General features: G+C 50.5%; 1 protein-coding gene. It reads left to right on the forward strand.

Annotation, left to right across the window (positions count from 1 at the left end):
• Positions 1-6: 6 nt before the first annotated feature.
• The gene (locus ACN0T0_RS15945; protein WP_417227728.1) at positions 7-17970 is read left to right on the forward strand and encodes a Calx-beta domain-containing protein; all 17964 of its coding nucleotides are present in this window, start codon (positions 7-9) and stop codon (positions 17968-17970) included.
• Positions 17971-17986 lie beyond the last annotated feature (16 nt).

Genomic DNA, 17986 nt, shown 5'->3' on the forward strand with positions numbered 1-17986 from the left:
CAACTGTTGACCTACACTGTCACCCGCACCAATAGCGTCAATGCCTCCAGCGTGGACTGGGCGCTCACCGGTTTGGATGCAGATGACCTCGTCTCCGGACAAGCCCAAAATGGCAGTCTCGCTTTTGCAGCGGGTGTTGCTAGCCAGACCTTTACCATCGAAGTACTAGGCGATAAAACCATTGAAGCCGATGAGCTGCTGAGTGTGAGTTTGTCCAACCCCGGTGATAACCTGACTTTGGGTGCTGTGACTCAGGTCGATACCGCGGTCGTTAACGATGATGGTTTAGTCTTTATTGTTGTAGATAAAGCCTCCATTGAAGAGGGGACAGCGGACAGCAGTCAATTGCTGACATATACCGTGATCCGTACTAATACCATCAATGCGTCAAGCGTGGATTGGGCTCTGACGGGTCTTGATGCTGCCGATCTATTAGACGGCCAAGCGCAAAATGGCAGCCTCGCTTTTGCGGTGGGTGTTGCCAGCCAGACCTTTACCATCGAAGTGCTGGGCGATAAAACCATCGAAGCCGATGAGCTGCTGAGTGTGAGTTTGTCCAATGCCGGTGATAACCTGACCTTGGGCCCTGTGTCTCAGGTCGATACCACCGTGTTGAATGATGATGGCTTAGTCTCTATCGTTGTGGATAAAACCGCTATTGAAGAGGGCACCGGCACCAGTCAGTTATTGACCTATACCGTTACCCGTACCAACACCGTCAATACTTCTAGTGTCGACTGGTCTCTGACGGGGTTGGATGCGGATGATTTAGTCTCGGGGCAGGCACAAAACGGGAGTTTAAGCTTTGCTGCTGGCGAAGCGAGCCATACTTTTACCATCGAAGTGTTAGGCGATAAAACCATCGAAGCCGATGAGCTGCTGAGTGTTAGTCTATCTAACGCTGGTGATAACCTTACTTTGAGCAGTGCATCTCAGGCTGATACCACCGTGGTGAATGATGATGGTTTAGTCTCTATCACGGTGGATAAAGCATCCATCGAAGAGGGGTCAACAGGTACTAGCCAAGTGTTGACCTATATCGTGACTCGGACTAATACCGTTAATGCATCCAGTGTCGATTGGGCGTTGACCGGCCTTGATACCGGTGACCTCGTTATTGGGCAAGATCAAAGCGGAAGTTTAAATTTTGCTGCCGGCGAAGCGAGTCAAACTTTCACTGTCGAAGTGCTGGGTAATAAAAGTATCGAAGCGGATAAGGTGCTAAATGTAAGCCTATCTAACGCGGGTGATAATTTGACGCTGGGATCTGTATCTCAGGTCGATACCACGGTCGTTAACGATGATGGTTTAGTCTTTATTGTTGTGGACAAGGCCTCTATTGAAGAGGGCACCGCGGACAGCAGCCAGGTACTGACCTATACGGTAATTCGTACTAATACCGTTAATACCTCAAGTGTGGACTGGTCTCTTACGGGTCTTGATACCGCCGATCTACTGGACGGACAAGCCCAAAGTGGCAGCTTAAGCTTTGCTGCAGGTGAAGCTAGCCAGACCTTCACGATCGAAGTATTGGGTGATCTAAGCGTCGAAACGGATGAAGTGTTGAATGTAAGCCTGTCTAACGCGGGTGATAACCTGACGCTGGGGCCTGTATCTCAGGTCGATACCAAGGTTGTGAATGATGATGGTTTGGTCTCTATCGTAGTGGATAAAACGTCAGTTGAAGAAGGCAGTCTCGATACTAGCCAATTACTGACTTACACCGTCACCCGCACTAATACTGTTAATACTTCTAGTGTCGACTGGTCGCTCAGCGGTTTGGATGCAGATGACCTCGTCTCCGGACAAGCCCAAAATGGCAGCTTAAGTTTTGCGGCGGGTGTTGCCAGCCAGACCTTCACTATCGAAGTGTTAGGCGATAAAACCATTGAAGCGGATGAGCTGCTGAGTGTGAGTTTGTCCAATGCCGGTGATAACCTGACCTTGGGCGCTGTGTCTCAGGTGGATACCACGGTCGTTAACGATGATGGCACCGTCAGAATCGCTGTCAGCCAAGCCTCGATTGAAGAAGGCTCAACGGGCACCAGCCAAGTCTTAACCTACACCGTTACCCGCACTAACACGGTTAATGCCTCCAGCGTCGACTGGGCGCTCACCGGTTTGGATGCAGATGACCTCGTCTCCGGCCAAGCGCAAAATGGCAGCCTCGCTTTTGCGGCGGATGTTGCTAGCCAGACCTTCACCATCGAAGTACTAGGCGATAAAACCATCGAAGCGGATGAGCTGCTGAGTGTGAGTTTGTCCAATGCCGGTGATAACTTGATCTTAGGCACTGTATCTCAGGTGGATACCACGGTGTTGAACGATGACGTATCTGTAGGGATCAGTGTTGATAGCACAGAAATGCTTGAGGGAGCCAATGGTGATGAAACTCTGTTGACGTATACCGTTGTCAGGGGTGCGTCGGTGGGTGAAAACAGTGTCGATTGGTCGATCAGCGGTATTGATCAGACCGACCTGTCTAGCGGTCAGTCGATGAGCGGGACTATTAATTTTGCTGATGGGCAAGACAGTGTGACTTTTACCGTTGCAGTCGCCGGTGATCGTTCGATTGAAACCGATGAAAACCTGATCGTGACACTTTCTAACCCTGGCGATAACCTTGAAATTACGACCTCTTCGGCAACGACAACCCTGACAAATGATGATGGACAGGTCGGTATCGCCGTAAGTCCAGTCAGCCTACTCGAAGGCGATTTAGGTAGTAGCCAGACACTGGTCTATACCCTGACACGTGACAATGCATTAACCGCCAGCAGTGTTGACTGGGCTTTAAGCGGTTTGGATCCGCTGCGTTTTGGTGGAACATTACCCAGCGGTACGGCGACGTTTGTCGTCGGTGAAAACAGTCAAACGGTCGAATTAATCGTGACGGGTGATCGGGTGATTGAACCGGATGAAAGCTGGACGTTAACGCTGAGTAATCCCGGTGATAACCTTAATCTTGATTCGGCATCGACAAGCGCTAGCGCAGTTGTTCAAGATGATGATTCGCTTATCTCTGTCGCGGCCAGCCAAGCACGAGTTAATGAAGGCCAAGACGGCGAGGTGACTGATGTTGTGTTTAAAGTCACTCGAACATCGGGCCTTGAAGCCACTACCGTCGATTGGCGGGTGACGGATGATGTCGATGCGGATGATTTTGTTGGTGGTGTGGTTCCGTCGGGCTCTCTCAGTTTTGCCGTCGGCGAGACCGAACAATACATTACTGTACAGATTGCGGGTGATCGAACCTTAGAGTATGACGAGACTGTCACCTTAGTACTTGAAAATGCGGGTAATAACGCCTCTATTGGCGTTCAGTCTGCCAGTACGACGATCACGACTGATGATATCGGCTTTGGTATTTTCACCGAGCAGACCGATGTTGTTGAAGGCGCATCGGCTACTCAGACCGCCATTACCTTTCAGGTTGTGCGCACCTCGGTGCTTGATGAGGCAACCAGTATTGATTATCGGTTGATCCCAACCGGTGATAGTGGTGTTGATGCTGCCGATTTTGTTACCGGGCAGGATCAGCTAAATAGTAATGGTGGCCGGCCTAGTGGAACTGTTGATTTTGCCGCTGGGCAAACAACACAAACCGTAACCCTGTATGTTCAGGGTGATGCGATCCCCGAAGCGAATGAAACGTTTAGTATTATTCTGGCGAACGCTCCAGGGAATGCCCAGATTATCTTTGGTGAAATTTCCGGTCAGATACGTAGTGATGAGATGCAGTACAGCGTTGCTGCGGTCACCGCCTCGACGATGGAAGGCACAGGCGAAGGGGGAACGGCTCAGTTCCTCGTGACTCGGGTTGGAGATCTATCGATCGCATCAACGGTTGGTTTCCAGATAGGCGCAGTGGGTGAAAACCCTGCAAACGCGGCCGATTTTGCGGGCGGTGTTTATCCATCGGGAACGGTCTCTTTTGCCGCCGGTGAAGCTTCCCAATTGGTTGATATCGTTCTGTCCGGGGATACTCAATTGGAGGGGTTTGAAACATTCGTGATGACCCTGTCTGAGCAAGACGCTAATACCCTGATCACCACCAAAACAGCAACACATATTATTGATCCTGATGATGCGGCGGTTTCTATTGAGGCCACTAATACGGTCTTGAAAGAAGGGTCAGCAGCCTCTCAAGAACATACCTTTACCCTGTCTCGCACCGAGTATGCAGGTTCAACGATAACGGTTAATTGGAGTCTGCTTGGGACGGGTGCTAACCCTGTGGATGCCGATGATTTTGGCGGCACCTTACCCTCAGGGTCCATTACGTTTGCGCCCGGTGAAACATCGAAAACACTGACCATCACGCCTTCTGCTGATACAACATTTGAAGGCAATGAAAGCTACGGTATTGTTTTGACGACAGGGTCTGACGGTTTTGTCTTGCTCAACGATACTGCTGCCGGCGTGGTACTCAATGATGATGTTGGTTTGACGCTGGTTGCCACCAATTTAGATGAAGTAGAGGGCAACCCGAGTAGTGTGTCGCAGCTTTCATTTACGGTGCAGCGTAGTGGTGATCTTAACTCGGTCACTTCGGTGGATTGGACGCTGCTGGCTGATGCGGTTAACGGCGTGTCCGTCGACGATTTTGCGGCTGGCGCAGCGGCTTTTTCCGGCACCTTAACCTTTGCTCGGGGTATCAGTAGTCAAGTGGTGAATATTACGCTGGCAGCCGATAATGATCTTGAAGTCGATAAAGGCTTCAGTGTTCAACTGAGTAATCCTGATCCTGCAATTGGGACTGAAATTTTAGTAGCCGAGGTCAGTGGCAGTATACGTAATGATGATGCGGTCTTTAGCCTGCTACCGCTCAGTGCTGTAAGTGAAGGTCATGGTGGCAGTAAAACGGTCACCCTGACAGTTGAGCGAAGTGGTGATCTATCAGGGTCTGACAATGTTGAGTACTCTCTTGCCGCCGCCATGGGCTCGGCGATTAGTGCCGCCGATTTTGTTGGGGGTGCGTATCCTTCAGGTACTTTGACGTTTGCCGCTAATGAGCTCAGCAAACTGATTAGCTTTGATATTGTGGCTGACTCTATCGCAGAAGACGATGAAAGCTTTTTGGTGTCACTTGGCAATCCGAGCGAAGGCTCGACGATTGCTGCGAGTGCCAGTGAGGCAACGGTCGTTATCACTAATGATGACGACCAGCTCAATGTCACCGCCGCCTCGGCCGATCTTAACGAAGGCGAAAACGGTACCACAACCGAATTTACCTTCACGGTTAACCGCAGTGGATTCCTTGATAAAGCGACCAGCATTAGCTGGAGTGTCTTAGGGTCAGGGGCTGACCCTGCTGATGCCAATGACTTCTCGGGTGGAGTATTACCGAGTGGCACAATCGACTTCGCCGCCGATCAGGCCAGCGCTACCATTACAGTTACCGCTCAAGGGGATTATCTGCGGGAAGTCGACGAAGGCTTTCAGGTGGTATTGGGAACACCCACGGCGGGTACTGAGGTGGTTGATGGCTCTGCCGCAGGCGTTATCCGTAACGACGATACGGGTTTGGTTATTGCAGCGACAACCACCAATTTAGCCGAAGGTGATAGTGGTTCAAATACCCATATCTTTACGGTTTCTCGCACTGGTACGACAAACGGCACAACAACGGTTAACTGGACCCTCTCTGGAGAGGTTGATGCCGCCGATTTTGGTGGCGCAGTACCCTCCGGTGTACTGACTTTTGCCGAGGGTGAGTCGAGTAAAACTATCGAGTTAGCGGCCACTGGCGATACGGATATAGAGTCCGATGAAGCGTTTGTAGTGACGCTGTCGGGAGCGAGTGGTAATTCGGATATCGAAACTGCGTCGGCGTCAGGCTCGATTCTGGCGGATGATATTGCCCTTTCTATTAGTGCGCTTGAGGCTGCGGTCATAGAAGGTGCGAGCGGTAGTAATCAGGTGGTGCAATTTAGTATTACTCGTTCAGGTGATTTAGCGTCAGCGGTTAGTATCGATTGGTTGGCTACCGGTCTTACCGCGGATGATTTTGCAACGGGGGCGCAGTTTAGTGGCACGGTTGCTTTTGCCGCCAATGAAACCAGTAAGTTAATCAGCTTAACCTTGGCTGGTGACAATACCTTAGAGGCAGATGAAACCCTGTCCGTCGCGCTGACTAAACACGCCGGAGATGCGGCCTTTGATCGTACTTGGTTGGGGACTGATACTGCGACTACTCAAATTAATAATGATGATGTGCAATTTACGATTAGCGCGGATGTTGCTGCCATTGTGGAGGGCAACACCGCCGATACGGCCAGCACCGCTTATTCCTTTACGGTAACTCGTAGCAATCAATTTGGGCCTTCATCGGTCGATTGGGCTGTACAGTTAGCCGGAGGGCTTACCTCCGCCGCGCTGAGTGACTTTGTTACCGGTCAGGATGCACTTGGATCTAACAGTGCACTGCCTTCAGGCACGGTCGCTTTTGCTGATGGTCAACTTAGCCAACAGATTACGGTTAACATTGCTGCGGATGAAAATGTTGAGCAGAGTGAAGCGTTTAGTGTTGTGTTGAATGTCGCTGATGCGGACAACGTCGATTTATCGTCGCCGTCCGCCAGCGGCTCAATTAGCAACGATGATTCGGGTTTCTCTATTTTTGCTGCTGAGAGTACTAAAGCTGAGGGCGATAGTGGCACCACTACCTTCACGTTTGAGGTGGTTCGGGCCGGGGATCTATCTGGCGCCGCCTTGGTTGATTGGGCGGTTGGCGGAGGTTCTCAGAACCCTGCTGATGCGGATGACTTTGGCGGTAGTTTGCCGCAGGGAACCTTGAGTATTCCTGCGGATACCGAGACCGTTACTCTGAGCATTGAGGTGTCGGGTGATACCCTGGCCGAGTTTGCTGAAGCGTTTACCGTGGCGATCAGTAATGCCCGTTTGCAGGCGGGTGGGGCGCTAGGTATATCAGCTGAAACCAATACGGCGGTCGGTAGTATTGTTAACGATGATCAGAACTTTGCGGTCAGTGCCGCGAATGCTAGCTTAGCTGAGGGTGATAACAGTACTCAGGAAGTTGTCTTTACGATTACCCGCACGGGTGATGTGTCAGGTTCTGCCAGTATTGACTATGCCGTGACCGGTGGTGCGGGTGTTGATAATGACGACACCAGTACTGCACTGCCATCCGGTGCGCTGGCTTTTGCTGCGGGGGTTAGTGAGCTAACCGTGTCAGTATTTGTTCAAGGGGATCTGCTAGGTGAAGATGATGAAACCTATACCCTAACATTGTCCAACCCTAGCGTCGGGGTTATTACCGGTGATACGGCTGCCACGACGATTACCAATGATGATGCGAGCTATGAGGTGTCTGCACCAGCGGATGCTTATGAGGGCGATGAGGGTGGCTCAACGGCATTCACTTTTGTTGTTAGTCGCACCGGAGATATCAGTCTAGCAGGCTCGGTGGAGTGGGCGGTGCAGGCCGCAACAGGTCTGACGGCAGGGGATTTTGTCGCCGGCCAAGACGCGTTAAGTAATGGTGGTTTACCCAGTGACGTCGTGTCATTCGCCGCCAATGAAAGCAGTAAAACCATTACGGTTAACGTATTGGGCGATCTGAATCTGGAAAGTGATGAGACGCTGTCGGTGCTGTTCTCCAACCCAACCAATGGTATTTTCTTGGATCAATCCGGTGCTCAAGTCAGCAGCGTGACGGATTCTGCGACGATTCTGAGTGACGATGATAGTTTCAGTATTGATACTCAGACCACCTCAACATTTGAAGGGCATGTCGATGACAGCACTCTGACCTATAGCGTTAGCCGCAGCGGTTCGTTGGTGGGCGCTAGAGAGTTGACCTGGACAATAACGGGCGTCGATGCGGCCGATCTAGGCGATGCTCAGGACATGACTGGAACGGTCAGCTTCGCCGATGGACAGGATACGGCGGATATCGAGATTACGCTTAAAGCCGATACGGTCACCGAAGCTGATGAGACACTCACGGTAACCTTATCGGGCGCGCCTGCTAACTCAGTGATTGGCACGGCTGCGGCGAGTACCGATATTCTGAATGATGATGCCAGCCTGTCGATTGCCAATCTGTTAGCAGATAAAGTGGAAGGTAATAGTGACGTGGCATCAGGAGAAGTGCCTGAAGATAACACTTCTACATTTACTGTGGATAGCACTGGGGTTGCTATTGGTGATGTTGAGGTTTCATATGATAAGGATTGGTATCGTGTAAATTTAACAGCGGGGCATACTTACCAAATTAGTGTCAATGGAAGTCCTGCAGGTGAAGGAACAATTACCTACCCTTATCTTTGGGGAGTATATAGCAGCGATGGAGCTTTTTTAGGGGCTAATAATTTTGGTTATGACTCAGGATTAGGCGGCTACAAAGGACAAAGCAATTATACTGCCAATGAAACAGGAGTCTATTTTGTGTCGGCTGGGGGCTATCCAGGTGATTTTGGAGGTACAACCGGAACTTATACCTTAACGATTTCTGATCAGACGACGTCAGGCGCAGACGTAAGTGCCCCAATAATTACTTTGGTTGATTACACGTTTACTGTCACTCGTAACGGCTATCTCGATCAGGAAAGCACTGTTGAGTGGCGTGTTGGTGGCGGTGATGATGCGGTCACCACAACCGATTTTTACGGTACGGTGGATACGTTGGGCGATAACAGCGGCTTACCCAGTGGCAGTGTCACTTTTGCCGTTGGTGAAACCACTAAAACCCTGACCGTTCAAGTATCAGCTGATTCGCTTCTTGAAGCGGATGAGAGCCTTCAAGTAACTCTGTCTGATCCTAGCAGCGGATCTGTTATTGGTACTGCCGTGGCAACCGGCGTTGTGCGTAATGATGATGCCGAGTTGAATATCACTGCGGGGACTGCCAGCTTGTCTGAAGGGGACGCGGGTCATGGCACCGATGTGGCGTATACCTATACCGTCACTCGTACCGGTAATACCGATCAGGTCACCACGGTCGATTGGGATTTGGCTCACGGTACTACGGATATCAATGATTTCAGTAACGGTAGCAATGCGAATATTACCCCCAGTGGTACACTAACATTCAGTGCTGGCGAAACCTCGAAAGAGATTACGGTTTATGTGTCTGGTGATACCGGCGTGGGTAGTATTGAAACGGATGAAACCTTCAGTATTAAGCTTAGTAATGTCAACTCGGGCAGTTCATTGGGTGACACCTCATCCTTTGATAGCACCATTCTCAATGATGATGCAAAACTAGTTCTAACCGTTGATGATTATGAGAAAGCCGAAGGTAAAACCGGTGAAAATACCGTATATAACTATACGGTCACTCGGGAAGGTTATCTGAGTCAAACTACCGAGTTCAACTGGAACGTCAATGATGCAGAGAGTATAACGCACTACAATAATGGTGGCGTTTATGACCATACTCCGTCCTCGCGGTGGGAGTATGATGCCGATACAACAGACTTTGGAGGCAGTTTCCCCGCGGGAGGCAATATCACCATGGCGAGTGGTGATGAAACCGCTTCTTTTGCGGTGACAGTGCCAGGTGATAATACCGTTGAGGATGATCAGTGGTTTGTTGTTAATATCGCCGCAACAAGCGGTTATGACGAAGTTGTTGTTAAATATGACGACCCGAATGAGACGGATAATACCACTCTCTTTAGAACCTATAATAATAACTACAGTGGCAACTGGACCTATTATTACGATAATCAGGAAGTAACCAGTGCCCGTAATAACACCACGGTTGATAAAAACTACCTGTTTACCTCGATTGAGCGTGATGAAGCCATTTTTTATCTCAGTGACCGTGAGGTCGCTGATGAGACGATTGAAACACTGTCACCGGGCGATAGTCTCTATCAACGGGACGAAGGCGATAGTGCTGCCGATGGTGGTGCAGGTTCGATAACCGTTAATGTTGGCGGCACCGATTATTCCTATGTTGAACATATTTTTGCGGTTCAACGTCAGGTAGCAACCGCTGGAGAGGCAACCGTCGATTGGCGTGTTAGCACTTACTATGGTGATGCGGTTGAAGTGGATGACTTCCTTGATTTAACCTTTGATGCCGGTGGTGTGGTAACCGCTGCCAGTGTTTCAAATGAATTTCCTTCAGGCACCGTTACCTTTGTTGATGGTCAAGAGTGGGCGTATCTCAAGTTTTATACACTTGCCGATGATGTGGGTGAATATGATGAAAGCTTTAGCCTTTATTTAGAAAACCCAAGTGCGGGTTCGTCAGTCAATGGCACAGATAATTCAGGTAATCGCTATCGCAATACAGGCTATCTCAATAACGACGATACCCGCTTCGATGTGACGGTGAGTGATGTAACCGAAGGTGAAACTCTGACCTTTACGATTACCCGTGATGGTGATGCCCGAGGCACGGATACCGTCGATTGGTTTATTACTTTCCCCGGTAGCGAAACCACCAATGAGAGCACCAGTGATGAGTCAAGCTGGTATCAACTGGATGCCTCCGATGTGCAAGACCCCGTTCCTGCTAATGGCACAGTAAGCTTTGATGCGGCCAATAATTATTGGACGGGTACGCTAAGTTTTGCCGACGGTGAAACCACCCAAGTGATTACCGTGGACACGCTTGACGATAGTTGGACAGAAACTTGGCGTGAGAGTGTTTCGATCACCTTAGGTAACGCCAATAATGTGGACGAAGGCGAAGCGAATCATGATGCCGAAACCGCTGTGACAGGTTATACGGATACAGCCTATGTTTATGATAATGAACCAAGCCCAATTTTAACCCTATCGGTTGACCAAACTTCAGTGTTTGAAGGCACCGCGGCGAATCCTGCTTACAATGATCAGAATACCGGGAACACGGTTACCTTTACGGTCACCCGTACCGCTCAAAACGGAGAGGCCCTTGATTACACATCAACGGTTGCTTGGTATCTGAGTGGTTCAAATATCAATAATGGCAGTTATGGTGATATCAAAGACTACGGCACAGTCAATAGGGCTTGGGAAGGTAATGGCAGTAGTACCTGGGGCAATGTTTTGTTTGCCGCTAATGAAACCGAAAAACAGATAACCATTACCTATAATGGTGATGACTTCGTCGAAAATGATGAAACCTTGACCTTCCGGTTATTTGAAGCTGATCAGGCAGAAAGTTCTTATTATGATATTTATGGTGGTGCAGCGGATCAGAACGGTTATGGTCCGGCCAACATCGATATCAGCACTGAAAATAATTACATTGAGCAGCAAGTGATTATCAAAAATGATGATGTTCGCTTGTGGGTTGGTGGTTGGGATACCTATAACGGTGATGCCGAGGGCTATAACACTAACCTAAATGTCAGTGCTTATGAGGGCAACCCGCTCTCGTTTACCATGATTCGTGCCGGACGCATGGATAACGATGTGACGGTGGGTTATGAAATTATTACTGGTAGTGCAACTGCCGGCGATTTCGGGACCACCAGTGGCACCTTTACACTGGATGCCCAAGCTAGCAGTTACAGTGGTGGCTATACCTATAATATTTCTATAGAGGATCTGCTGAGCGACGATACACTGGTCGAAACAAATGAGACCTTTACCTTACGGCTAACCACGCCGGGTGATGCAGAAGGTTCCTATGTCCGTTTCCAGAGCTATGCGCTCAACTCAACTGCATGGAACAACGGTTACAGTGGTGAATCTACTACCTTAGATCTGTCTGCCACGCTCTATGATGATGATACCTCTTACACTCTGACGCCGGCGAGCACTAGCCTGGTTGAGACGGATACGGGCTCCAGCCAGACATTCTCCTTTACGGTGGATCGTGCCAGCACCGGTTATAGTGGTGCGGCCACCCTCAGCTGGCGCGTTGAAGCGGTAGGTGATGATGGTGCCGATGCAGATGACTTCAGTTCGGCTGATGCATTAGGGACCAATAGTGGGTTACCGAGTGGCACGGTTTCCTTTGCCGATGGCGTGCTGACCAACCAGTTCAGTGTTGTGGTGTCGGGGGATATTCTTGCTGAGAATAACGAGCAGTTTAGGGTTGTGTTGTTTGAGGACACGTTAACGTCTCCTGATCCTGATATCACTAATACCCATAGTATTGCCAGTGCTGACCTGACGATCCTGACGGATGATACCGGAATAAGCATTGCTGATGCGCAGATTGCCGAAGGGGATGCGGATAAGACATTGAGCTTTACCGTTACGCGTAGTGGGGATTTGAGTGGTAGCTCTTCAATGAACTGGAGCCTAGTGAACATCTCCACGGCGGCGAGTGATTTTGTTGGTGCGACAACCGGTGCAATTAGCTTTGCGGTGGGTGAGAGCAGTCAGCAGATTCAGGTGACCCTGGCTGGCGATATCACGCCGGAAGATTCAGAAAACTTCACCATACAGTTGAGTAATATTGTTAATATCGACGAAGTGATCGACAGTTCCGCTGCCGGTATTATTAATAACGACGATAGTAGCTTCGCGATTCAGGCCGGTAGTGCGGCTGTTGAAGGTACAGCTCAAACCTTTACCGTGACACGTAGCAATGATACGGCGCAATCACAAACGATTAACTGGTCGGTCAGTGCCGGCACCGATACGGAGACGGCTGACTTTAATGGTAGTTTCCCTACCGGATCAGTGACATTCGCGGCTGGTGAGTTTAGTAAAACCTTCGAGGTAACCGCCTTTGATGACGCCAGCGCTGAAACCCCTGAGGCGTACGCGGTTGAAATCAGTTTGGGGGACGGTACCAGTGGCGACATCATCACAACGGGATCTGCGGTAGGGACGATTCTTGATAATGATGCCGAGTTTAGTATTACCGCTGATGCTGCCACCGAACTAGAAGGTAACAGCGGCACTCGTTCATTGACCTTCACCGTTGATAGCGTCTCAGGGTATGGCACCGTGAATTGGGCCTTATCAGGTGAAGCTGCGTTAACGGAAGCTGACTTTATAACGGCAGACGAGCTAGGTAATAACAGCGGCTTGCCCAGTGGTTCACTGACATTTACAGGCGATCGTTATCAGACGATTACCATTGAAGTCAGTGGCGATGAAACGTTAGAAGCGGATGAACTCTTCACCCTAACATTGTCTGATGCAGCCTCAACAACGGCTGGAACAGCTACCGTTACAACGGCTACCGCATCGACAACGGTCGTGAATGATGATTCTGCACTGTCCATTAGCGCCGCCGATGCGGTTAAGGCCGAGGGTGATGCAAGTCTGACAGCCTTTACCTTTACAATCGCGCGTACCGGTTATTTAGCGACGGCGGCAACGGTTGATTATGTGGTGACAGGCAATGGTGCTCAGGCGGTCGATGGCACTGACTTTGGCGGTGCTTTGCCGTCCGGTACTTTGAGTCTAGCGTCCGGCGAAGCTGCTACGACCTTAACGATCTATGTCAGTGGTGATATTGCCGGCGAATTTGATGAAGGCTTTACCGTGACGCTGAATAACCCTAGCACTGGTGTGACACTGGCGCAGGCTTCGGCAGAGGGTATTATTCAAACGGACGATATTGTGTTTGACATAGTGGCCCCGGCGACTCCCGTGGTGGAAGGCGATACCGGCACCACAACCTACTACGATTTTGTTGTCACTCGCAGCGGTAATCTCGATGCCAGCCAGACATTGACATGGAATGTTGCTGGTATTGGTAGCAATCCGGCCGCCGCCAGTGACTTTGATGCCATTACGGGTACGGTAACATTCGACGTTAATGATACCGAACAAACGATTCGAGTCCCTGTCACCGGCGATTACCTAGTTGAAGATAATGAAAGCTTCCAGATTAGCCTGACGGGCCCTGATGGTATCCATTTTATCAACAGCACTGCCGATGCGGTGATTGTCGATGATGAAACTGCTGTGAATATCACCGCAACGGATGCTTATAAAGCGGAAGGGCAAGAGGGTGATCTAACCTATTACACCTTTGTTATCAGCCGAGAGGGCAATAAAGCATTGGCCGCCGATGTGGATTGGAGCCTGACACTACCAGCGGGGCAAGATGCCGCGTCGTTAGATGATTTTGTTACCGGGCAGGATGATCTGGGAGACAACGGTGGTCTACCTTCAGGTCGAGTGAGTTTCAGCGCTGGGGACAGCGACAGTAAAACCATCACTATCGCGGTTATGGGCGATCTGTTGGTGGAGCCTGATGAACTCTTCAATATCGAAATTGCCACCGATTCAATCGGTCATGGTGTGGTGGATGGCAGTGCGACCGGCACACTGGTCAGTGATGATCTGGCATGGACGGTAAATGCAACTACTATACCGGTGGAGGGTGATAGCAATAGTGAATTTGTGTTCACTGTTTCGCGTACCGGTAGTCTATCGGCAACCACGCTGGATTGGTCGATCGCGGGTAGCGGCGCTGATGCCGCCGATACCAATGACTTTGTCGGTGGCTTCCTGCCATCGGGAACCCTTACCTTTACTCAAGGGCAGGTTAGCCAAACATTTATCGTCAATATCAATGGCGATAATCAGCGAGAAGCCGATGAAGGATTTACGGTTTCACTGGTCGCGCCGACGGATGGACTTAACCATACTTTTGCTCAGCAAAGCGTCGATGTCACTATCACCAATGATGATGATGTTATGTCCATCGCCGCGCTGGATGCTGATCAGACAGAAGGGTCTGGCACCAACACTGGCTTTACCTTCACTGTTACGCGGGACGGCAGCTTGGATGGAATATCGACCGTGGGCTGGCATATTCTCAATACGGAGACGTCGGCGGCTGACTTCGAAGCCACCTCAGGCGTGGTTGAGTTTGCCGATGGTGAATCCAGTCAGGTGTTGACCATTAATATTGTCGGCGATCGCGAGGTTGAAGCTGACGAGGCGTTCTCGGTCGAACTCTATGATGCGGGCAGCGGCAGCACTATTGCGGCAACGGCCGGCAGTGCCGAGGCGCTGATTAGTAATGACGATGTTGATTTGGCTCTCAGTGGTTTGGTCACCAGTGCAGTCGAAGGCGATGAGTCCAGTGCCAGTTCGACAACCTTTACGGTCAGTCGAAGTGGTGACTTGAGCGTGAATACCACGGTGGATTGGCAGGTGGTTGCCGGTTCGGCGACCGCGGATGATTTTGTCGGCGCGGTCTTACCCTCCGGTAGCCTCACCTTTGTGGCGGGTGAAACCAGTAAAACCATTACCGTTGACCTCGCAGCCGATGGTTTGGATGAAGGCAATGAGACCTTTAATGTTGAGCTGACGAACCCGAGCGGTGAAGCGGATATTATCGTCGACAGTGTGACGGGTTCTATTATTGATGACGATGATACCCTGACGGTGGTGGCAGTTTCGGGCCCACAGGCCGAAGGGGATAGTGGCAGTGGTACATTTACTTTCCGTATCGATCGCACCGGCACCACAACGGGCTCCGCGAGTGTGGATTGGACGGTTGCCGGTTCCGGTGAGCATCCGCTTGAGTTAACTGAATTTGCTAATACTTCGGGCAGCGTTGAGTTTGCCGATGGCGAGACCAGTAAAACCTTCACCGTTGAAGTCTATGGGGATAACCTAGGCGAGTATGATGAAAGCTTCCTCGTGTCGCTTGAGAATCCAAGTTTTGGTTCGACGGTGGCCAATGTAACAGCGCAAGGGACAGTCCTGAATGATGATGCGGTGTTAACCATTACTGCCGATCAGGTATCACGCGATGAAGGCGCGGATGGCGTCGAAACTGTCTTTACCTTTACGGCAACGCGTAGCGGCGATATTAGTGGTTCGGGTAGTGCAGCGTGGTCGGTGCAACCGAGTGGTGATAACCCTGCAAACGCGTTGGACTTTGGCGGATTTTATCCTTCTGGGGTGGTTGGTTTTAGCCCCGGCCAAGAAACGGCGACGATTAGCGTGGTGGTGATGGGGGATGATGTTGGTGAATTTGATGAATCCTTCACCGTCGTCCTGTCCGAACCCGATGGTGTCGATATTCTCCAGAGTGAGGCAAGTACCGTGGTATCGAATGATGATACCGGGGTGTCTATCTTTGCGGTGGATGCGGAAAAAGCAGAAGGTAATATTGGTGAGACCAGCACCTTCACTTATCGTGTTGAGCGTGTCGGTGATTTGTCCGCGACAACCATTACTTGGGCAGTTGAGGGCTATGGTAGCTATCAAGCGGGTGCCGATGACTTTGTCGGTGGGGTAATTCCATCGGGCAGCATTGAGTTTGCTGAGAATCAAGCCTCTGCAGAGATTGAAATTGTGGTCGCTGGTGATAATGAACCGGGTCAGGATCAAACCTTTAGGGTTGTGATTGATGGCGCTAACCTCGTTAACGATGTTGCCTTGGGTGTTATCCAGAATGACGATAGCCTGATTACTATTGCTAACGAAGGGGCTGATAGCCAGCTTGAAGGAGATAGCGGTTCGGTTATCTATCAGTTCACGCTGACACGGACAGGGGCCGTCGATAAGGTCGATACGGTTGAGTGGGTCGTGGTTGGCAATGGTGGTAATCAGGCCGATGCGAGTGACTTTGTAGGGGGATTGCTGAGCGATACGGTCACCTTTGGGCTTGGTGAAACTAGCAAAACGATTTCGGTTGAAGTTGCATCGGATATGTTGACCGAGGTGGATGAAGGCTTTGCGGTACAGCTACAAAACCCGTCACAGGGTGTTGCCCTAGATCCTAATAACTCACAAGCAACGGCGACGATTGCTACCGATGATGAGGGTGTTGTCTTACTTGGGCTGGATGTGGAACGCTTTGAAGGCGAAGCCGGTACACAAACCCAGTTTACCTATCAAATCTTACGTTCTGGTAATACGGATAATCCGGTCACGATCGACTACGCCATTACTGGGGATGTGGATCAAGATGACTTTATCACGTCACTGACGGGTACCATTACCATGGCGGCCGGTGTCAGTAGTCAGCAGTTTGTTGTCACCGTCCAAGGTGATGATGTGATCGAAGTCGACGAGGGATTCCTGCTGACTCTCAGTGGCGAGGGTTTGAATATCGATAGCACACCGGTGAATAGCACTATCTTGGCAGATGAACAGGGTATTCGAATCGTTGCTCGAGAAAGCAGTGTGGTTGAAGGCACAGGCGGGGTAACGCAGGTCACCTTCGATGTGGTGGCAACCGGTGTAACGGGCAGTACCGAAGTGACCTGGGGGCTCGTGGGTACCGGCGGTGCGGATGTGTCTGCGAGTGATTTCAGTGGTGCTGTTATGCCAACCGGTTCGCTGGTTTTCGAGGCCGATGGAACCCAGTCGTTTACAGTTAATGTTAATCAAGATGCAACTGTTGAGTTGGATGAGTTAATCAGCGCTGAAATCGATAGTGCGATGACCTTGTTGAATAACAGTGCCACCACTCTGATCACCGACGATGATGTTGCCGGTGAAGGTGATGATGTGGTGGAGGGCAATAATCAGGCGGATACGCTGCTTGGGTTGCTGGGTAATGATTCCCTCTATGGCTTTGCCGGTGGCGATCGCCTGGAAGGTGGTGATGGCAATGATAGTCTATTCGGAGGAGAAGGTGCGGATGTGCTGATTGGTGGCGCCGACGCTGACCGTTTTGTCTTTGAGGCGCCAACACAGGGTATGGATGTGATGCAGGATTTTGATGCGGCCGAAGGTGACAGCATCGTCTTGAATAGCGCAACCTTTAGCGGTTTGCCGGCGACCATGACTAAGGCGTTCGCTTCCTTTACTACCGATGTGAATACCACTCTCGGGGTGCTGGCAGCGCAGGCCGATGCCGATCTCTATGTGGTGAATCTGGATGCGAGTTTTAATTTCGATAACAGTGAAGCAGGCCATCTGGATGAGCTTGAAGCCGCCATGACTAACGGTGATCACAGTGGCTCGGCGCTATTCCTTGTGTCCAATGGTGCTCAGACGCGTTTGTATTATGATGCAGATACCAACGCGGGTGATGATGGTAGTGGCTTGATTGCTGTGGCCGAGATGACCTCTGTTGCTGATGCAAGCACCGTTGATGATGCGATTGTTACCGAGTCACTTTAGGGTTTAATTGGGAGAT

The organism is Amphritea sp., assembly GCF_048266285.1.
Lineage (GTDB): Bacteria > Pseudomonadota > Gammaproteobacteria > Pseudomonadales > Balneatricaceae > Amphritea.